At 59.9% G+C, this 19047-nt stretch carries 19 protein-coding genes; 17 read left to right on the forward strand and 2 right to left on the reverse strand.

Going from position 1 to position 19047, the window contains the following annotated elements; translation table 11 throughout:
- Positions 1–338: 338 nt before the first annotated feature.
- On the reverse strand, positions 339–3467 hold the full coding sequence (rne, locus tag G5134_RS13030; RefSeq protein WP_065017586.1) for a ribonuclease E: 3129 nt from the start codon (positions 3465–3467) through the stop codon (positions 339–341).
- A 411-nt stretch (positions 3468–3878) separates the two neighbouring features.
- Here rne and rluC point away from each other — a divergent pair, with 411 nt between their 5' ends.
- Both rluC and G5134_RS13040 read left to right on the forward strand, forming a co-directional pair.
- The gene (gene rluC, locus G5134_RS13035; protein ID WP_231939778.1) at positions 3879–4823 is read left to right on the forward strand and encodes a 23S rRNA pseudouridine(955/2504/2580) synthase RluC; all 945 of its coding nucleotides are present in this window, start codon (positions 3879–3881) and stop codon (positions 4821–4823) included.
- Complete coding sequence (locus G5134_RS13040) at positions 4823–5470, forward strand: HAD family hydrolase (protein WP_065017588.1); 648 nt, start codon at positions 4823–4825, stop codon at positions 5468–5470. Before rluC ends, G5134_RS13040 begins: the two co-directional genes overlap by 1 nt.
- A gap of 72 nt (positions 5471–5542) precedes the next feature.
- Here the strand turns inward: G5134_RS13040 and G5134_RS13045 are convergent, their stop codons facing one another.
- A complete protein-coding gene (locus tag G5134_RS13045; RefSeq protein WP_065017589.1) occupies positions 5543–6124 on the reverse strand; it encodes a Maf family protein in 582 nt (193 codons plus the stop codon).
- A 247-nt stretch (positions 6125–6371) separates the two neighbouring features.
- Between G5134_RS13045 and G5134_RS13050 the strand changes: the two genes are divergently transcribed.
- From G5134_RS13050 to G5134_RS13120, 15 genes are all read left to right on the forward strand, one after another.
- The gene (locus G5134_RS13050) at positions 6372–7037 is read left to right on the forward strand and encodes an START domain-containing protein (RefSeq protein WP_065017590.1); all 666 of its coding nucleotides are present in this window, start codon (positions 6372–6374) and stop codon (positions 7035–7037) included.
- A gap of 249 nt (positions 7038–7286) precedes the next feature.
- Positions 7287–7808, forward strand: a complete 522-nt coding sequence (gene yceD / locus G5134_RS13055) for a 23S rRNA accumulation protein YceD (RefSeq protein WP_010633974.1) — start codon at positions 7287–7289, stop codon at positions 7806–7808.
- 19 nt (positions 7809–7827) lie between these two features.
- Positions 7828–7995, forward strand: coding sequence for a 50S ribosomal protein L32 (gene rpmF / locus G5134_RS13060; RefSeq protein ID WP_005300935.1), 168 nt, complete (start codon positions 7828–7830; stop codon positions 7993–7995).
- A gap of 9 nt (positions 7996–8004) precedes the next feature.
- The gene (gene plsX / locus G5134_RS13065; protein ID WP_214453766.1) at positions 8005–9024 is read left to right on the forward strand and encodes a phosphate acyltransferase PlsX; all 1020 of its coding nucleotides are present in this window, start codon (positions 8005–8007) and stop codon (positions 9022–9024) included.
- 7 nt (positions 9025–9031) lie between these two features.
- On the forward strand, positions 9032–9991 hold the full coding sequence (locus G5134_RS13070) for a beta-ketoacyl-ACP synthase III (RefSeq protein ID WP_010633976.1): 960 nt from the start codon (positions 9032–9034) through the stop codon (positions 9989–9991).
- Positions 9992–10060: 69 nt separating this feature from the next.
- On the forward strand, positions 10061–10996 hold the full coding sequence (fabD, locus tag G5134_RS13075; RefSeq protein ID WP_421232055.1) for an ACP S-malonyltransferase: 936 nt from the start codon (positions 10061–10063) through the stop codon (positions 10994–10996).
- A 13-nt stretch (positions 10997–11009) separates the two neighbouring features.
- Positions 11010–11744, forward strand: a complete 735-nt coding sequence (fabG, locus tag G5134_RS13080) for a 3-oxoacyl-ACP reductase FabG (RefSeq protein ID WP_005300916.1) — start codon at positions 11010–11012, stop codon at positions 11742–11744.
- A gap of 157 nt (positions 11745–11901) precedes the next feature.
- A complete protein-coding gene (gene acpP / locus G5134_RS13085; protein ID WP_005300909.1) occupies positions 11902–12138 on the forward strand; it encodes an acyl carrier protein in 237 nt (78 codons plus the stop codon).
- An 82-nt stretch (positions 12139–12220) separates the two neighbouring features.
- Positions 12221–13462 carry a beta-ketoacyl-ACP synthase II gene (gene fabF / locus G5134_RS13090; RefSeq protein WP_010633978.1) on the forward strand — a complete coding sequence of 414 codons (1242 nt, stop codon included), beginning with the start codon at positions 12221–12223 and terminating at the stop codon, positions 13460–13462.
- A gap of 19 nt (positions 13463–13481) precedes the next feature.
- Positions 13482–14336: an aminodeoxychorismate lyase gene (gene pabC, locus G5134_RS13095; protein WP_017785362.1), complete on the forward strand. Its 855-nt coding sequence runs from the start codon at positions 13482–13484 to the stop codon at positions 14334–14336.
- Positions 14326–15327, forward strand: a complete 1002-nt coding sequence (gene mltG, locus G5134_RS13100) for an endolytic transglycosylase MltG (RefSeq protein WP_005300892.1) — start codon at positions 14326–14328, stop codon at positions 15325–15327. The genes pabC and mltG overlap by 11 nt, the downstream gene beginning before the upstream one ends.
- The gene (gene tmk, locus G5134_RS13105) at positions 15327–15968 is read left to right on the forward strand and encodes a dTMP kinase (RefSeq protein ID WP_421232053.1); all 642 of its coding nucleotides are present in this window, start codon (positions 15327–15329) and stop codon (positions 15966–15968) included. The genes mltG and tmk overlap by 1 nt, the downstream gene beginning before the upstream one ends.
- Positions 15953–16900 (forward strand): DNA polymerase III subunit delta', encoded by a 948-nt coding sequence (gene holB / locus G5134_RS13110; RefSeq protein ID WP_017782853.1) that lies wholly within the window; start codon positions 15953–15955, stop codon positions 16898–16900. Before tmk ends, holB begins: the two co-directional genes overlap by 16 nt.
- A 17-nt stretch (positions 16901–16917) precedes the next feature.
- Positions 16918–17697 (forward strand): TatD family hydrolase, encoded by a 780-nt coding sequence (locus tag G5134_RS13115; protein WP_017764494.1) that lies wholly within the window; start codon positions 16918–16920, stop codon positions 17695–17697.
- A 303-nt stretch (positions 17698–18000) separates the two neighbouring features.
- A complete protein-coding gene (locus tag G5134_RS13120) occupies positions 18001–19029 on the forward strand; it encodes a site-specific integrase (protein ID WP_065017596.1) in 1029 nt (342 codons plus the stop codon).
- Positions 19030–19047 lie beyond the last annotated feature (18 nt).

Here is a 19047-nt window from a genome sequence, read left to right on the forward strand (position 1 = left end):
GTTTTGTTATCCGGTTTGAAGCCGTATGACCACTCCCTTTTGTGGGCAACTGTCAGGTGAATACCATCTCCATACATGCTGTCGTAAAACGATCGGGGTTTCAGGTCATATGGATGCATCAGTGGTATGAAGCCTGGATAGTGGGGTAGGGAAGCATGACGGGTAACCATCAGCAGTGCGAGAAGCCAGGGTTAGGTTTGCACAGAGTGGCATAAAGAAGATGAGCAGACGGTAATGGAGCGGGTTGCAGGTGCTGCTCCTGGGTCAATACGAGCTACATAAAGAGATAATAAAAGAGCCACACACTGTGTGGCTCTTTTATCAGGCTAGCGGGTCAATCAGGGACGACCGGCCGGGCTGGTTGCAACGTTGACGGCGGCAGTGCTGCCACCATGGCGACCGGAGGTGGCCACTTCGCTGCGCACCAAGGGTGCATACTCGACCGGCTCGCGTGCCGGCAGGGCAGGGGCGGCGGCCGGAGTTGCCATCGGGGCAGAGGCCTTGCGGGCACCAGCCAGCAGGCTGCCACCGCGCTTGACCTGCTTGGCAGCCGGGGCTGCGGTTGCGGGTTCAACCTTGGCAGTCTCTGCAGCGACAACAGGCTCGGCCACTGCGGCAACCGGTTCAACGGTCGGTGCGGCAACGACGTCTGCAACTGCCGGAGCGGTTTCTACGGTCGCTTCCACAACTGGCTTGGTCTCGACAACCGGAGTCTCAACAGCCTGTGCGGGCTCAACGACCGCCTCTGCCACGGTTTCCACTGCAACAGGTGCGGCTTCAACAGCAGCAATGACCGGTTCGGCAACCACGGGGGCGGTTTCGACGACGGTTGCTACCGGTTCAGCGGCGACAACGGCTTCGGCCTGCTCGCGGGCTTCTTCGGCGACGGCCTCGGCAACCACGTGCTCGGTCAGGGCGGAGGAGGCCTGCAGGGCAGCAGCAACGGCTTCAGCGCTCGGGATGGTGATCACGGGCACGGCCGGTTCTTCCACTTTGACCTGGGCTGCATCGGCTTGCGCGGCGGCAGTCAGAGTCGGTGCAGCGACTTCGGCAGTCTGCTCTTCATCGTCACGCTGGCTGCGAGCTTCTTCGTTGATGCGCTTGCGGCGTTGGCCTTCGATACGCTGATTGCGCGGAGTACGGCGGGAACGACGCTGGCCTTCTGCCTGCTCATCCTGCTGTTCAGTCGCGTCAACGGCATCGACGGTGGCAACCGGCGCTACATCGGCAGCTTGGGCAACAGCGGCGTCATCGGCAGGCGCATCGACGCGGATTTGCTTGCGCAGTTGGCGGCGTTCGCGGCGCTCGGCCACTTTCTGCTCTTTTTCCTGACGCTGTTCCACGTTGGTGGCAACGGCTTCTACGCTGTCCAGCGTGTCAACCACTACCTCGGCACGGGGTTCACGCGGAGCGCGGGGCTCACGAGCCTGACGTGGGGCACGGGGTTCGCGCTCCTGACGCGGCTCACGAGCCTCGCGAGGTTCACGTTCCATGCGCTGTTCGCGCACGTCACCACGGGCTTCACGTTCCTGACGCGGCTCACGCTCTTTGCGTGGGCGACGGTTGCGGCCTTCGCCGTTCTCGCGGCTGGCCACGCCTTCGCGCTTCTCGCCGGCATCGCCGTTGCGGCTGCTGCGGTTGTCGTCACGACGACCACGTTGACCACGGCTGCGGGATTCATCGCGCTGATGACGGTGACCGTCCTCTTTGCGAGCCTCGCGCGTTGCCGGTTTCTCGGCAGGCGCGGTGACCTCGGCGCTGTCAGCATTGCCGCCGAACAGGTTGGAGAGGCTCTTGAACAGCTTGCCGAACAGGCCCGGCTCTTCGGCAACCGGGGCTGCAACAGGGGCGGGGGCCGCCGGCGCAGCCGGTTGCGGTGCCTGGACGAAGCCTTGCAGCAGGGGCTGCTCGCGCTCGATGGTCTGGGCCTGTTTCGGCTGGTAGACCGGCTTGGCAATTTCGGTTTTCAGCTCGTAGCTGGCCGCTTCCGGGATCTCGTTCTGACGGATGCGGGTCACTTCGTAGTGCGGGGTTTCCAGGTGCTGGTTCGGAATGATGTAGACACGCACATCATTGCGTTGTTCCAGGCTGGCGATGGAGCTGCGCTTCTCGTTGAGCAGATAGGCGGCGACATCGACCGGCACCTGAGCATGCACCTGCTCGGTGTTGTCCTTCATCGCCTCTTCTTCGATGAGACGCAGGATGGACAGCGCCAGTGACTCGTTGTCACGGATCACGCCCTGACCCTGGCAACGGGGGCAGATATGGCTGCTGGACTCGTTGAGGGAAGGACGCAGACGCTGACGAGACATCTCCAGCAGACCGAAACGGGAGATCCGGCCGAGCTGGATGCGGGCTCGGTCCTGATGCACGGCCTCACGCAGACGGTTTTCCACTTCGCGCTGATGGCGAACCGGCGTCATATCGATGAAGTCGATAACAATCAGACCACCCAGGTCACGCAGACGCAATTGACGGGCAATCTCATCGGCCGCTTCCAGGTTGGTCTGCAGCGCAGTCTCTTCGATATCGCCGCCCTTGGTGGCGCGGGAGGAGTTGATATCGATGGAGGTCAGCGCTTCGGTCGGATCGATCACGATGCTGCCGCCGGAGGGCAGGCGCACTTCACGCTGGAAGGCAGACTCGATCTGGCTCTCAATCTGGAAGTGGTTGAACAGGGCAACTTCACCCTTGTACAGCTTCACGCGGTTGAGGAAATCGGGACGTACCAGCTCGATGTGTGACTTGGCGCGTTCGAAAATGACCGGGTTGTCGATCAGGATCTCGCCCACATCGCGGCGCAGGTAATCACGGATGGCACGCACGATGACGTTGCTTTCCTGATGGATCAGCACCGGCGCGGAGCGGCTCTGTGACGCCTTGTGGATGGAGTCCCAGTGGTTGAGCAGAACGTTCAGATCCCATTCCAGCTCTTCCGGGGACTTGCCCACACCGGCGGTACGCACGATGAGGCCCATGCCATCCGGCACGGTCAGGCCGCTCAGGGCTTCTTTCAGTTCAGTCCGTTCATCGCCCTCGATGCGACGGGATATACCGCCGGCACGGGGGTTGTTCGGCATCAGCACCAGGTAGCTGCCGGCCAGACTGATGAAGGTGGTGAGGGCTGCACCCTTGGTGCCACGCTCTTCCTTGTCGATCTGGACGATGACTTCCTGGCCTTCGCGGACCACTTCTTTGATGTTGGGACGACCCTGATAGGAGTAACCGGAGGGGAAGTAATTGCGGGCGATTTCCTTTAACGGCAGGAAACCGTGGCGCTCGGCGCCATAGTCGACAAAAGCAGCTTCGAGACTGGGTTCTACGCGGGTGATTTTGCCCTTGTAAATGTTCGCTTTCTTCTGCTCGTGTCCCGGACTTTCAATATCCAGATCGTAGAGCTGTTGTCCGTCAACCAGCGCTACGCGCAACTCTTCTTCCTGAGTCGCGTTGATTAGCATTCTTTTCATTGAGTTCTCGTTATTTTGTCATTTTGATTTCCTCCACAGGATCCTGCCGGCGCCGGCCTCGGGTCTTCAGCATACTGGGGCAACCTCCCGGTTGGGGTATGCATGAGGCGCAAACTAAGGGCACTCTGGTTCAGCCTTCTCGAGAAGGCATGAAAAGGATACCGGTGTGGAGACAAATAGGCGGTTCTGTTTGCGTTCTCCATGCGCTGTACCTCGCACCCGGGAACCGTCATGTTCTTGTATACACGGTGTTTCGGGATTGGGTGGCATAATTTTTGGCCACTTAGTACAAGGCTTGAACACAATGACAAAACCTTGTTTATTATCCCATTTAAATCACTTTTATAGCAAGGCGCCATTTTTCAACAAAGCATGCAGCCAAGGGCCGTCGGCAGTGTTAAAATCCGCGCCATGACACAGATACAACAACAAGTGCAGCTGCTCACCATCGAAGCTGAGCATGACGGGCAGCGCATCGACAATTTTCTCAAGACTCAGCTAAAGGGCGTCCCCAAGAGCCTGATCTATCGCATCCTTCGCAAGGGGGAAGTACGCGTCAACAAAAAGCGCATCAAACCGGAGTACAAACTCTGCGCCGGCGACGAGGTACGGGTTCCTCCCGTGCGGGTCGCCGAAAAGAATGAATTGCCCTCGGCCAACCTTGGCAGTATCCAGCGTCTGGAGAGCCAGATCCTGTTTGAAGACGACGCCATGATCGTGCTCAACAAGCCGTCCGGCATGGCCGTTCACGGCGGCAGCGGGCTGAGCTTCGGGGTCATCGAAGGGCTGCGCGCCCTGCGCCCGGAAGCCCGTTTTCTGGAACTGGTGCATCGTCTCGATCGCGACACCTCCGGTGTGCTGCTGGTCGCCAAGAAGCGCAGCGCCCTGCGCAGCCTGCACGAGCAGCTGCGGGTCAAGACCATGCGCAAACAGTACCTGGCACTGGTGCGTGGCCAGTGGCAACCCCACGTCAAGGTGGTCAATGCGCCGCTGCGCAAGAATGATCTGCAATCCGGCGAGCGGGTCGTGCGGGTCAGTGCCGATGGCAAGCCGTCTGAAACCCGGTTTCGCATTGCCCGTCAATTCGCCGAAGCAACCCTGGTCGAGTGCAGCCCGATCACCGGCCGTACCCACCAGATCCGGGTGCATACCCTGCATGCCGGCCACCCCATCGCGTGTGACGACAAGTATGGAGAAGCGGCATTTGACGAGAAAATGCGCAGCCAAGGCCTGAAACGGCTCTTCTTGCATGCCTGGCGGCTGACCTTCACCCACCCCGCCGATGGTCGCGAGATTCAGGTCGAAGCGCCCCTGTCGCCCGAGCTCGAGACCTTCCTCAACGGATTGGCGCGCTGATGACGCAGATCCGGCTCGCCATTTTCGACTGGGACGGTACCCTGATGGACTCGGTGGGCCGGATAGTGGCCTGCGTGGCTGCCGCGGCCCGTGACTGTGCCGAGCCGGTACCCACCGCCACCGAGACTCATCAGATCATCGGCCTCAGTCTGGAGGTCGGCATCCCCCGGCTGTTTTCCCTTGAGCAGGGCGGTGAGCGAGCCAATGCCCTGATCGCCCGCTATCGCCACCACTACCTGCACGATGCCACTCCCAGCCCCCTGTTTACTGGGGCGAGGGAGCTGCTGCACGGCTGGCACGAGCAGGGCATTGCGCTGGCGGTGGCGACCGGCAAGTCACGGCGGGGGTTGGACAGGGTACTGGATGATACCGGGTTGCGGCCGCTCTTTGCCGCCACGCGCGGGGCGGACGAGGCCAACTCCAAGCCCGATCCGCTGATGCTGACGCAAATTCTGGATGAGCTGGGCATTGCCCCGCACCAAGCGGTGATGATCGGCGATTCCATCCACGACATGGCGATGGCCGAGGCGCTGGCCATGCCGCGCATCGGCGTAAGCTGGGGCGTGCACGACCGGGGGCGCCTGCAGGCCCACCATCCGCTGGCGGTGGTCGATACCATGGCGGAGCTGAGGGCGCTGCTGGGTTGATGACAAGCACCGGGATGCAATAAAAAACGGAAGCCAAGGCTTCCGTTTTTTATTGCCAACATTCTGCCTTCATCAGGGCAGAGAGAGGCCGTGGCGCTCCAGCAGTTCGATCAGTCCGATCAGCGGCAAGCCGATCAGCGCATTGGGATCGCGCCCTTCCAGAGCCTTGAACAGCACGATCCCCATGCCTTCACACTTGAAGCTGCCGGCGCAGTCGAGGGGACGTTCGGCCTCCACATAGCGGCGGATGGCAGCCTCATCCAGCTGGCGAAAATGGACAGTGAAAGGCTCAACCAGCTGCTCGACCCGGCCGGAGGCCGCATCCAGTACGCACAGGCCGGTATAAAAGGTGACGCTGCGCCCCTGGGCCGCCATCAGCTGGGCTACCGCTTGTTCGACCGTTCCCGGTTTCCCCAGGATCCGGCCATCGCAGACGCACACCTGATCAGAACCGATGATCAGCCCTTGATCACAAAGGCCGGCAATGGCGCTGGCCTTGGCATGGGCAAGGCGGGCCACCAGCGCTTGTGCCTCTTCACCGGGCAGCACAGATTCATCGACTTCGGGCGCGGCGCACTCAAAGGGGAGGCCCAGCTTTTCCAGCAAGGCTTTGCGGTAACGGGAGGTGGAGGCGAGGATCAGGGGGCGCGACATGGCAATCAGGTATCCAGGTTCAGAAACGGGCAGGCGCCGATGGTATCGCCATCGTGCGGCGCGGGCAAATATCGCCGCGCTCGCAAGCGGGTGATCCTGCTCGATGCGCTGGCCTTGCTCAGAACACAGTGCGCGTCGGCTACATCTGGCTGATGGAGTGACTTGGTTTGGCTCCCCGTTCACTGACTGTCTCTGTCCCGTCCGAAAACGGCTATAAGCATAAGAGCGGGGTAACGGGGGCGATGAGATGAACAAGCTGGGGGCATGGTTGTTGTGGCTGCTCTGTCTGCCCGTCTGGGGACAAGGCTGGCACCTGCAGGCAGGGGAGGAGGGCATACTGCTCTGGACCCGCCCTCATCCACCCGGCGCCTTTCTGGCCTTGCGACTGGAGATGTATGTGGCAGCGCCCCCTGCGGCGTTGCTCGCGGTGCTGCGTGATACCGGTCGACATCAGGAGTGGCTGCCCCAAAGCCTGGAGGTGAGGGTATTGGCCAAGCCCGCCCCCGATGAGGATATTGTCTATACCCGCCTCGCTGCCCCCTGGCCCGTACAGGACAGGGAGCTGATCACCCACTCCCGCCTGCAACGGCTGCCAGATTGCGGCCTGGTGTTGAGCGTCTGGGCGGCCCCCGATGCTTTGCCGCCTTATCCCGGTCGGGTGCGGATCCGCACCAGTGAAGGACGCTGGGAAGCGCTGCCTCAGCTGAACGGTACGACGCTGGTGCGCCTCAAAACCTATACCAACCCGGGCGACACGCTGCCTGCCTGGCTCGTCAATCCCATGGCTGCCGACGCTGCGCTGCAGAGTTTTCGCGCCATTCGCCGCCTGATGGAGGCCGCCCCGGTGGAGATCTGTGCCTGTCTTCATCAGCGACATGGTGGAAAGCCTGGTGTTTGTGGCGCAACCCCTTGACTGCAGCAGGGTGGGGAAGGCAGGGCGAATTGGACAAGCAAGTGACGGCGGGACGGTCTGACAACTGTCTGGGGCCTGACGCACCAGCAAATCCGGCCAGGATCCGGTGTCGGATCCTCAGGTTTGTGGCATAATCAGGCACCGGTGAGCGCAAGTTCCGCCATGTGCGGGTGTTGTGAGGTTAAAATCATCGGCGGTAGGACTTTTTCCTTTGACTATCAGTTGTTGGACCTATAATATTCGCGCCCTATGCAAAAGGTGAAGTTGCCCGTAAAGGTTGATCCAGTCCGTAGTGCCTCGAAGCTGCTCGATTATGTCGGGATAGTGGAAAAGTCGCAGATGCCCAGGCTGGAGGAATCAACCGCAGGCTTGCGGAGTGATATCGATGTATCGCTGCACTTTGGCAAAGATGTCCAGAAGTTGACCGTTATGAAAGGCACTGCCCATGCCAAGGTTGACCTGGTTTGCCAGCGTTGTGGAGAGACATTCGAACATCTCTGTGAAGCTGAATTTATCTACACTCCGCTGTTCGAAAGAACAAACGAGGAAGAACTGCCGGAAGCTTATGAGCCCATTGAGTTGGACGAAAACGGCGAGATGGATCTTCATCAAATCCTGGAGGATGAACTCATCCTCTCGTTGCCGCAGGTGGCCATGCATCCCATGGATGCTTGCCCGCGCGGTAACATGGAGATGACCTGGGGTGAAATCGAACCTGCTGATGAGCGGCCGAATCCCTTTGCAGTTCTTGAAGAGCTTAAACGTAAGTGAATTTAGGAGTTAGCCTACAATGGCCGTACAACAGAACCGTAAAACCCGTGCCAAGCGTGGCATGCGTCGTTCCCACGATGCGCTGACCACCGCTGCCCTGACTGTTGATCAGACCAGTGGCGAAATCCATCGTCGTCACCACGTGACTGCCGATGGTTTCTACCGCGGTAAAAAGGTAATCGCTTAAGGATTGCCTTTGTCTACGCAAACTGTCGCGCTAGACATCATGGGGGGAGATATTGGCCCCTCGGAAACAGTGCCTGCCGCCGTGCAGGCACTGTCTCTTTTACCCCAGCTGAAATTGATCCTGGTCGGTGACCAGCACCAGACCACCCCCCTCCTGCTGCAACATGGCTTGCTGAATCACCCTCGCGTCCGTTTTGTACATGCCTCCCAGGTCGTTGGGATGGGCGACAAACCGATCGTGGCACTGCGCACCCTGAAAGACTCCTCCATGCGAGTCGTACTCAATCTGGTGAAGGCCGGCGAGGCCGATGCCTGCGTCAGCGCCGGCAACACAGGTGCATTGATGGCCATGGCCAAATGCGTGCTCAAATCCCTGCCCGGCGTCGACCGACCCGCCCTCATCAAGGCGCTACCCACCCTGTCTGGCAAACGCACCGTGATGCTGGATCTCGGTGCCAACGTTAGCTGCGATGCCGACACCCTGCTGCAGTTTGCCGTGATGGGCTCAGTGGTGGCTGAAAAGGTGGAGGGGGTTGCCACTCCCAGGGTGGCCCTGCTCAACGTGGGGGAGGAGGAGATCAAGGGCAACGATCTGGTGCGCCACAGTGCCGAGCTGCTGCGCCAGTGCCAGGCGCTCAACTTCGTCGGCTTTGTCGAAGGGGATCGAATTTTTAGCGGCGAGTGCGACGTGATCGTCTGCGACGGTTTTGTCGGCAACGTCGCCCTCAAGACGGCAGAGGGGGTGGTACGGATGATGGCCCAACTGGCCGGATATCCCCGCAAGAAACGCAGTTTTCTTGGCCGTATCGCCGGATTTATGTTCAAACGACGTTTTTCTTACCTGAACCCCGACCAGTATAACGGTGCAAGTCTGTTAGGATTGCGCGGCATTGTGGTAAAAAGCCATGGGCGGGCCGAACGGCGTGCCCTGTGTAACGCGATCCTGCTGGCCGCGCAAGAGGCCAAGCATCAACTTCCATTGCAAATCGCAGATCGCCTTGAATCTGTCTTTTCCGACAGGGATCTATAAGAACTCTATGCATAGCAAAATTTTGGGTACTGGCAGCTATCTGCCACACTCAGTACGTACCAACGCCGACCTCGAACAAATGGTAGAGACCAGTGACGAGTGGATTGTGGAGCGTACCGGGATCCGTGAACGCCGCATTGCCGGTGCCGATGAAACCGTTGCAACCCTGTCTCACCAGGCAGCCCTGCGCGCCCTGGAGGCGGCAGGTCTGACTGCCGCCGATCTCGACATGATAGTGCTGGCCACCACCAGCGCCGAAAACGCCTTTCCGGCCGCCGCCTGTGAACTGCAGGGGCTGCTCGGGGTGCAAGGGATCCCGGCCTTCGACGTGGCGGCCGCCTGCGCCGGCTTTACGTATGCGCTCTCCATTGCCGATCAGTTCGTCAAATCCGGTGCCGCCCGCCACGTGCTGGTCGTCGGCGCCGATGTGCTGTCGCGCATGTGCGATCCCGAGGATCGTGGCACCATCATTCTGTTCGGGGATGGGGCAGGGGCCGTGGTGATCGGGGCCAGCGACACCCCCGGCATCCTCTCCACCCATCTGCATGCCGATGGTCGTTATGGCGAGCTGCTCAAGCTGCCGCAGCCCCGTCGCGGCATGCCGGGGGCCGAGCTCGAAGCCTACATGTACATGAAGGGCAATGATGTCTTCAAAGTCGCGGTCACCCGTCTGAGCGAGATCGTCACCGAAACCCTGGCCGCCGCCGGCATCGAGCCAAGCGAGCTGGACTGGCTGGTGCCCCATCAGGCCAACTTCCGCATCATCAGCGCCACCGCCAAGAAGCTTGGCATGGGGCTGGACAAGGTGGTGTTGACTCTCGACAAACACGGCAACACCTCTGCCGCCTCCGTGCCCATCGCCTTCGATGAAGGGGTGCGTGACGGCCGGATCAAACCGGGCCAGCTGGTCTTGCTGGAAGCCTTCGGCGGCGGTTTTGCCTGGGGCTCGGCGCTGGTTCGCCTCTGATCGTCAGCGGGATGGGACGAGCGTCTCATCCTGCCGTTCTCATTTTTCTCTTATTTAAAGGAATCAATGATGACCCAATTTGCCATTGCCTTCCCGGGACAGGGCTCCCAAACCGTCGGCATGCTGGCCGAGCTGGCCGAACAACATGCCGTGATCAAGGAGACCTTCGCCGAGGCGAGCCAGGTGCTGGGTTATGACCTGTTTGCCTTGGTCATGGAAGGTCCGGCCGAAGAGCTGAACAAGACCTGGCGTACCCAGCCTGCACTGCTGACCGCTTCTGTCGCGCTGTGGCGCCTGTGGCAACAGCAGGGTGGGGCAATCCCCGCCGTGATGGCAGGCCACAGTCTGGGTGAGTATTCCGCCCTGGTCTGCAGCGGCGCTCTGGCCTTTACCGATGCGGTCAAGCTGGTTGAACTGCGTGGTCTTGCCATGCAGGAAGCCGTGCCGGAAGGCACCGGTGCCATGGCCGCCATCATCGGCCTGGACAACGACGCCATTGCCGCCAACTGCGAGAAAGCGGCTGAAGGGCAGGTGGTCTCTCCGGTCAACTTCAACTCCCCGGGCCAGGTGGTCATCGCCGGTCACAAAGAGGCCGTCGAGCGCGCCAACGTGCTGATGAAAGAGTCCGGTGCCAAGCGTGCGCTGCCGCTGCCGGTTTCCGTGCCCTCCCACTGCGCTCTGATGAAACCTGCCGCCGAAAAACTGGCAGCTGCGCTGGACGGGATCGAGATCAAGGTTCCTGCCATCGCCGTCATCAATAATGTCGACGTATCCTGTGAGCAGGATCCGGCCGCCATCAAGCAGGCATTGGTGCGTCAGTTGTTCAGCCCGGTTCGTTGGACCGAGACTGTCGAGCGGATGGCCAACGAGGGGGTCATCCTCGAGATCGAAATGGGACCGGGCAAGGTACTGACCGGGCTCGCCAAGCGCATCGACAAGCGCGTGGAAGGTATTCATGCCAACGATGCCGCCTCTTTCGAGCAGGCGCTGGCCCAGATCAAGTAAACAGGAGCAATGAATGAGCTTTACCGATAAGGTTGTGTTGGTGACCGGTGCCAGTCGTGGCATCGGTCGTGCGATTGCTGAAACTTTTGCGGCCCGTGGCGCCAAGGTCGTCGGCACGGCGACCAGCGAGAGCGGCGCCGAGGCAATCAGCGCCTATCTGGGTGAACAGGGTTGCGGCATGGCACTGAACGTGACCAGCCAGGAATCCATTGAAGCCGTCTTCGCCGCCATCAAGGCGCGTTTTGGCGACATCGACATCCTGATCAACAACGCAGGGATCACCCGTGACAACCTGCTGATGCGGATGAAGGATGATGAGTGGAACGAGATCATCGACACCAACCTCACCTCCCTGTACCGTCTGAGCAAGCCGGTGCTGCGCGCCATGATGAAGAAGCGCAATGGCCGAATCATCAGCATCGGTTCCGTGGTCGGCACCATGGGCAACGCCGGTCAGGTCAACTACGCGGCCGCCAAGGCGGGTCTGGTGGGGTTCACCAAGTCGCTGGCCCGTGAAGTGGCCTCCCGCGGCATTACCGTGAACGCGGTTGCCCCCGGTTTCATCGAGACCGATATGACCAAGGCGCTCAATGAAGAGCAGCGTGCCGGCATCATGAGCCAGGTACCTGCCGCTCGTCTGGGCGATCCAAAAGAAATTGCCGCTGCTGTGGTATTCTTGGCATCGGATGATGCCGCCTACATCACTGGCGAAACCCTGCATGTTAATGGCGGGATGTACATGGTGTAATCAATTTGTCGTGAAATCTGTTCAAATTTGCGATAGTACGCCGAAGTTTGGCGAATTTCGTGGTTTGACCAGCGGCAAGCTACTTGCAAACTCACGTCAATTGAATAAACTACCCCAACCAGACGCAATAGCGTATTTTTAAAGGAAAATTCAGGTCATGAGCAACATCGAAGAACGCGTAAAGAAAATCATCATCGAACAACTGGGTGTTAAAGAAGAAGACGTTAAGAACGCTGCCTCCTTCGTCGACGACCTGGGCGCTGACTCTTTGGATACCGTTGAACTGGTAATGGCGCTGGAAGAAGAATTCGATACCGAAATTCCTGATGAAGAAGCCGAGAAGATCACCACTGTTCAAGCGGCTATCGACTACATCACCGCTAATCAGGAATAAGTTCCTGTTCTGAAAGAAGCGGCCCAAGGGCCGCTTCTTTTATGTTTACTCCTTTTCAAAACACCTCTCGGAGACTACCTCAGTGTCAAAACGCAGAGTCGTGGTGACCGGCTTGGGGATGCTTTCCCCGGTAGGCAACACTGCCGAATCCAGCTGGCAAGCCCTGCTCAACGGGCAGAGCGGCATTTCTCCCATCGAACACTTTGATGCCAGCGAGTTTGCGACCCGCTTCGCAGGCCAGGTCAAGGATTTCGATCCCGAGCAGTACGGTATCAACCGCAAAGAAGCTCGCAAGATGGATCTCTTCATCCAGTACGGCATCGCCGCAGGCGTGCAGGCACTGGATGATGCCGGTCTCGTCATCAACGAGGAGAATGCCGAGCGCGTCGGTGTGGCGATCGGTTCCGGTATCGGTGGTCTGGGTTTGATTGAGCAGAACCATAGCAGCCTCGTCAACGGCGGTCCCCGCAAGCTGAGCCCCTTCTTCGTACCATCCACCATCATCAATATGGTTTCTGGTCATCTCTCCATCATGAGAGGCCTGCAGGGCCCCAACATCGCCGTCACCACCGCCTGTACCACAGGCACCCATGCCATCGGCATGGCCGGTCGCATGATCGCCTACGGCGATGCGGACGTGATGGTGGCCGGTGGTGCCGAGAAAGCCTCCACCCCGATGGGGATGGGCGGTTTTGCCGCCGCCAAGGCGCTCTCCAACCGCAACGACGAGCCCACCAAGGCCAGCCGTCCGTGGGATAAAGATCGCGACGGTTTCGTGCTGGGTGATGGTGCCGGGGTGCTGGTGCTGGAAGAGTACGAACACGCCAAGGCCCGTGGCGCCAAGATTTATGCCGAGCTGGTCGGTTTTGGCATGAGTGGTGATGCCTACCACATGACGGCGCCTCCCGCTGACGGCAACGGTGGCGCACGCGCCATGCAAAATGCCATCAAGGATGCCGGCATCGCCCCCGAGCAGGTGGGATACATCAATGCCCACGGCACCTCCACCCCGCTGGGTGACGTCGCCGAGCTGCGCGGCATGAAGGCTGTATTTGGCGAGCATGCCAAATCCCTGATGGTCAGCTCCACCAAATCGATGACCGGTCACCTGCTGGGTGCCGCCGGTGCCATCGAGGCGATCATCACGGTACTGGCGCTGCGCGATCAGATGGCGCCGCCCACCATCAACCTGGACAACCCGGATGATGAGTGCGATCTGGATCTGGTGCCTCATGTTGCCAAGGCCGGCAACTTCGAATATGCCCTCTCCAATTCCTTCGGTTTTGGCGGCACCAATGGCTCACTGATCTTCAAACGCGTATAATTCGCCCTGGGCGGATAGTATGGGCCCGATACGTCAGTATCGGGCCTTTTTTATCGGAGGGATCCTTTTGCTGATCAATGGAATACCGACAGACAGCGTGTCCGCCATGGATCGTGGTCTAGCCTATGGGGATGGTCATTTCACCACCCTGTTGGTCAAGGATGGCCGACCCGTCTGGTGGCCGGCACACCTGACAAGGTTGCAGCAAGCGAGCGCCAGACTCGGCCTTGCCGAGCTGGACTGGCAACAACTTGGCGATGAAGTGGCCCAATTGGCCCGCGATCAAGCGCTGGCGGTGATCAAGGTGATGCTGACCCGCGGCAGCGGTGGCCGGGGCTATGATGGCACAGCCTGCCATGCACCGACCCGGATCCTGTCGCTGGCCGCTTACCCGGCTCACTACCCGACATGGCAGCAAGATGGCATTCCACTCTTGGTATGCCGGCAGCGGTTGGGGGATGCCCCCATGCTGGCAGGCCTCAAGACCCTCAACCGGCTGGAGCAGGTGCTGCTGAAAAGCGAACTTGCGGCCCGTTCCGGGGTCGAAGGTATAGTCTTGAACAGTCGGGGATTTCTGGTAGAAGGGGTCAGTGCCAATCTGTTTTGGCGCCGTGGCAGAACGGTGTTTACGCCGGATCTCTCCCACTGCGGCATAGACGGCATCATGCGGCGCCATGTGATGGCAATGCTAAAACAGATGAGCATTGAACTGCGTGTCGTGGAGGCTCCGCTGGAGTCACTGTGGCAGGCCGAAGAGGTATGGCTGACCAATACCCTGATGGGCATAGTGCCGGTCACCGGCATCGGGGAGACCCAATATGCCAGTCAGGAATTGATCCGCCGTTTACAGGAGCGTTTGGTCATTGAAGTTTAATCGGCTTTACACCCTGCTCGCGGGCGCGGCGCTGACTGTCGCCGCTGCCGGGGGCTATGTACATTACAAGTGGCAACAGGTGGAGACGCTCACCAACAAGGGACCGACCCGTCTCTTTACCGTCGAGAAGGGAGCCCATGCGGCGCGTCTGATCGCCGAACTGGGGGAGGGGGAAACCAGCCCCTGGGCGGTGCGACTCTGGTTGCGCGGTCATCCCGAGCTGGTTGCCATCAAGTCCGGTACCTATGAGATCAAGGAAGGGGCACCGCTCAAGGATACCCTCTCCCTGTTTGCTTCCGGCAAGGAGTTTCACTTCAGCCTGACCTTCGTCGAAGGTTCCCGTTTCGAGGATTGGTTGAAGCAGCTGGCCAGCGCCCCTTATCTGGAGCGGCTGACCGTCGAGTTGCCCGAGACCGATCTGGCTCAGGAGCTTGGCATCGAAAACGGCAAGCTGGAGGGGTGGTTCCTGCCGGAGACCTACGCCTATACCACTCATGCCAGCGATCTCTCCATTTTGCGCCGTGCCCATCAGGACATGGAGACCTTCCTGCAGCAGAGCTGGGAGAAGCGTCAGGCCAATCTGCCCTACAAGACTCCCTATGAGGCGCTGATCATGGCCTCGATCATCGAAAAAGAGACGGGGATGCCGGAAGAGCGGGCGCGGATCGCCTCGGTGTTTGTCAATCGTCTGCGCCTTGGCATGAAATTGCAGACTGATCCCACCGTCATCTACGGGGTGAAGGACAGGTATGACGGTAATATCCGCCGCAGCGACCTGACCGACGTGAACCCCTACAACACCTATGTGATCGACGGCTTGCCGCCCACCCCCATCGCCATGCCGGGCAAGGCCTCCATCGAGGCGGCGCTCAATCCCCTGTCGACCGACTATCTCTATTTCGTCGCCAAGGGGGGCGGAGCCCACTATTTTTCCAAGACCCTCGATGAACACAATCGGGCGGTGCGTGAATACATTTTGAAGAAACCCTAATGTCTAAATTTATCGTGATTGAAGGACTGGAAGGAGCAGGAAAGAGCTCCGCGGTGCGTTACGTGACCGACTATCTGCATGCCCACGGCGTGACGCGGATCGAGTGTACCCGTGAACCGGGCGGCACGCCGTTGGCGGAGCGGATGCGGGCCATCGTCAAGGAGGTGCACGACGAGCGGCTCACCATCGAAGCCGAATTGCTGCTGATGTACGCCTCCCGGGTACAACTGGTGGAGACACGCATCAAGCCGGCGCTGGCTGACGGCGTCTGGGTGGTGGGCGATCGCCACGATCTCTCCTCCCAGGCCTACCAGGGCGGTGGCCGTGGCATCGATGCCAACCTCATCGGCGCCATCAAGCGGGCCGTGCTCGGCGATTTCAAGCCGGATCTGACCCTCTATCTCGACATCGATCCCGCCATCGGCCTGCAACGGGCTCGCCATCGCGGTGAGCTGGACCGGATCGAGCTTGAGCAGCTCAGCTTCTTCGAGCGTACCCGCCAGCGTTATCTGGAACTGGCTGCCGCCGATGCGTCAGTCAAGGTGATCGACGCCGGCCAAGCGCCGGAGCAGGTCAAGGCGGCCATCGAGGCTGCATTGGCCCACTACCTGAAAGACGAGTCCTCATGTATCCCTGGTTGATCCCGGACTGGCATGCCTTGAGTCAGACTGCCGCCGCCGGTCGGCTCGGTCACGCCTGGCTGCTGCTGGGTGATCCCGGTCTTGGCAAGGAGCAACTTGCACAGCAGCTGGCCCGCCTGCACCTGTGCCATCAGCCTGATCGGGGCGAGCCTTGTGGTCAGTGCCACTCCTGCCAGCTGTTTGAAAAGGGTCATCACCCGGATCTGGGCACACTCACCACTGAGGGCAAGACCATAGGGGTCGAGGCCATCCGCGAGATCTGTGCGCGCCTACAAAACTCGGCCCAGCTTGGCCGCGGCAAGGTGGTGATCATCCCGGATGCGGAGCGCATGACCGAATCGGCCGCCAACGCCCTGCTCAAAACCCTGGAGGAGCCGGCTGGCGACAGCTTGCTGCTGCTGATCGCCTCCCAGGTTTCCCGCCTGCTGCCCACCATTCTCAGCCGTTGCCACAAGCACGTTTGCCAGTTGCCGGCGGAAGGGGAGACCCTGGCCTGGCTCGCCGAGCAGGGTCATCAGGCCACCCAGGCTCAGGTGCGGATCTGCCAGGGGGCACCGCTGCGAGTGCTGGATTACTTGATGCAGCAGCAGGACACGGATCGCCGTGATCTGCTTGAGAGTTTTCTCGCCCTCTCGCAAACCCCCACCCGGACCAACCATGTGTGCAGCCTGCTGGCGAGCGATACCCAGGTCAGACTGCACTGGGTGCAGCTGTTCTTGTGCGATGCGCTCAAGACGCAGGCCGGCTGTGGCCCTCACCAGCTGGCCATGCCGGATCTGGCCGCGCTCAGTCAACAACTGGCGGAGCGTCACTCCAGTGAAAAGCTGCTGGAGGCGGAGCAGCAGCTCGTTGGGCTCAAGGCGGCCTGCCAGCCCGGGCAGCTCTCCAACCCCACCATTCATTTGATGAACTGGCTCACTCGCTGGTTATAGATCCAAAAAGGTTTTGTATGTTACTCGTTGATTCCCATTGCCATCTCGATCGTCTGAGTTATGGCAGCAAGCAGACCGACATGGCCGATGTGCTGGCCAAGGCGGCCAGGCAGGACGTGGGATATTTTCTCTGTGTGAGTGTGACCCAGGCACAGTTCCCGACCATGCTGGAGGCGATCGCCCCTTACCCTCAGGTGTTTGCCTCCTGCGGCGTGCACCCTCTCAACCAGGAACCTGGCGTCGATGCCGATTTGTTGTTGGCCCAGGCGGCGGATGAAAGGGTGGTAGCCATCGGCGAGACCGGGCTCGACTACTTCTATTCGCCGGAGAACAAGGAGGTACAGCAGGCTTCCTTCCGGGAGCATATCCGGGTGGCCCGCGCCCTGAACAAGCCCCTCATCATCCATACCCGCGATGCCCAGCAGGATACCCTGCAGATCATGCGCGAAGAGGGGGCCGAGCAGGTCGGCGGGGTGCTGCACTGCTTCACCGAGTCGCTTGAAATGGCAGAAGCGGCCATGGCGATGGGCTTTTATATCTCCATCTCCGGTATCGCTACTTTCAAGAACGCGGCTGCGCTGCAATCTGTAGTCAAGGCACTGCCACTGGAACGACTGCTGGTTGAAACCGACTCTCCCTATCTGGCGCCGGTTCCGCACCGGGGCAGGGAGAACGAGCCGGCCTTCGTACGCGACGTAGCCCAGTTCATCGCGGATCTGCGGCAAATGCCGCTAGCCGAATTGGCGCAAGCGACCAGTGACAACTTCTTTGAATTGTTCAAGTTGGCAAAGCGATAACAAACAACGCCCCGCATAGCGGGGCGTTTTACTATGACAATCAGCACTATCATGGGCCCATCCAAAAACGATCATAGTTGTTCGTTATCTCTCACTTCGCGTGGTGGATGCTGATGAGGTAATAAAGCCCTCAACCCTGATAAAACGAAGCAAGAATAACAATGTGCTTGAGGAATAAATGAGGGGGGTGAATCGGGTTAAAAGCACTCTTCATAAGTATCGATAATATTCATTATCGATACTTGATAGATCTGCAAGATCCTGTAAGATCCAACGAAACTCCGCATTAAATCATAGAGTTAAGTGAATTACCCACGCATTTCAAACCCAGTTCAGCAACCCTTACAGAGCGTCTTCGATCCTCAGCTGAACAGCCGAGCCAGACGCTTCCTGCGCAGCGCCAAAGCCGACTCCACCCTCAATGCCTACCAAGCCGATACCCGTATCTTCGTGTTCTGGTGTCAGTTGCATGGGCTCGATCCGCTGCAAACCACCCATCATGACATCATGAACTTCCTGGCGGATCAGGCCGACGGCATCCTGGCCGACTGGGTCTGGCTGGACAAGGAAGAGGGGAAGGGGGAGCTTCGCAACGGCGATCCCCGCAAGCCAGCCACCCTGGTAAGACGGCTCGCCGGCATCCGTTATGCCTTCAAGCAGAAGGGGATCCACCCCATGCCGACCGAGCATGCGGAGATAAAGGAGATGATGCGGGGCATAGTGCGGCTCGGTGACAACCGCAAGCGCAAGACGGGGGCACTGACCCTGCAACCGCTGGCCTGTGTGCTCGACGAAATCGACACCGGCAATCTGGCGGGATTGCGGGATTACACCCTGTTGTTGCTGATGTTCAGCGGCGCCTTGCGACGCTCGGAGGCCGCAAGGATTGAGGTGGATGACCTCAACTTTGTGGGGCAGGGGATCCGTCTTCGGCTCAAGCCAAGCAAGCATCAGCTGCATGAAACGGAGATCGCCCTGGTGCCCGGCAAACAATATTGCCCGGTATCGGCACTGGCGCGCTGGCTCAAACAGAGCCGGATCCATGAGGGGGCCCTGTTTCGCCGCATGAATCGCTGGGGCCAGCTCACCCAGGAACCGCTCGGCCCGCAAGGCATCAACCTGATGATCAAGCGGCGCACCGGTCAGGCCATCGACGATCTCCAGGTCAGCGGCCACAGTCTGCGCCGCGGCTTTATCACCTCGGCGGTGACCGCCGGCAAACCGATGAACAAGATCATCGAGGTCACCCGCCACAAGGACATCCGTACCTTGCAGGAGTATTTCGACGACGCTCACAAGTTCTCGGATCACGCCCTGGATGGTCTGCTGTGATATAACCGCGTCACTCTC

The organism is Aeromonas sp. 600276, assembly GCF_049175815.1.
GTDB lineage: Bacteria > Pseudomonadota > Gammaproteobacteria > Enterobacterales > Aeromonadaceae > Aeromonas > Aeromonas dhakensis.

Bases quoted from the DNA above. Each gene is read 5' to 3' on its own strand.
- G5134_RS13050 (WP_065017590.1), top strand. From the start codon at position 6,372: ATGAACAAGCTGGGGGCATGGTTGTTGTGGCTGCTCTGTCTGCCCGTC.
- pabC (WP_017785362.1), top strand. From the start codon at position 13,482: ATGGGCCCGATACGTCAGTATCGGGCCTTTTTTATCGGAGGGATCCTT.
- fabD (WP_421232055.1), top strand. From the start codon at position 10,061: ATGACCCAATTTGCCATTGCCTTCCCGGGACAGGGCTCCCAAACCGTC.
- yceD (WP_010633974.1), top strand. From the start codon at position 7,287: ATGCAAAAGGTGAAGTTGCCCGTAAAGGTTGATCCAGTCCGTAGTGCC.
- G5134_RS13070 (WP_010633976.1), top strand. From the start codon at position 9,032: ATGCATAGCAAAATTTTGGGTACTGGCAGCTATCTGCCACACTCAGTA.
- rluC (WP_231939778.1), top strand. From the start codon at position 3,879: ATGACACAGATACAACAACAAGTGCAGCTGCTCACCATCGAAGCTGAG.
- fabG (WP_005300916.1), top strand. From the start codon at position 11,010: ATGAGCTTTACCGATAAGGTTGTGTTGGTGACCGGTGCCAGTCGTGGC.
- G5134_RS13040 (WP_065017588.1), top strand. From the start codon at position 4,823: ATGACGCAGATCCGGCTCGCCATTTTCGACTGGGACGGTACCCTGATG.
- acpP (WP_005300909.1), top strand. From the start codon at position 11,902: ATGAGCAACATCGAAGAACGCGTAAAGAAAATCATCATCGAACAACTG.
- tmk (WP_421232053.1), top strand. From the start codon at position 15,327: ATGTCTAAATTTATCGTGATTGAAGGACTGGAAGGAGCAGGAAAGAGC.
- rpmF (WP_005300935.1), top strand. From the start codon at position 7,828: ATGGCCGTACAACAGAACCGTAAAACCCGTGCCAAGCGTGGCATGCGT.
- rne (WP_065017586.1), bottom strand. From the start codon at position 3,467: ATGAAAAGAATGCTAATCAACGCGACTCAGGAAGAAGAGTTGCGCGTA.
- holB (WP_017782853.1), top strand. From the start codon at position 15,953: ATGTATCCCTGGTTGATCCCGGACTGGCATGCCTTGAGTCAGACTGCC.
- G5134_RS13045 (WP_065017589.1), bottom strand. From the start codon at position 6,124: ATGTCGCGCCCCCTGATCCTCGCCTCCACCTCCCGTTACCGCAAAGCC.
- G5134_RS13115 (WP_017764494.1), top strand. From the start codon at position 16,918: ATGTTACTCGTTGATTCCCATTGCCATCTCGATCGTCTGAGTTATGGC.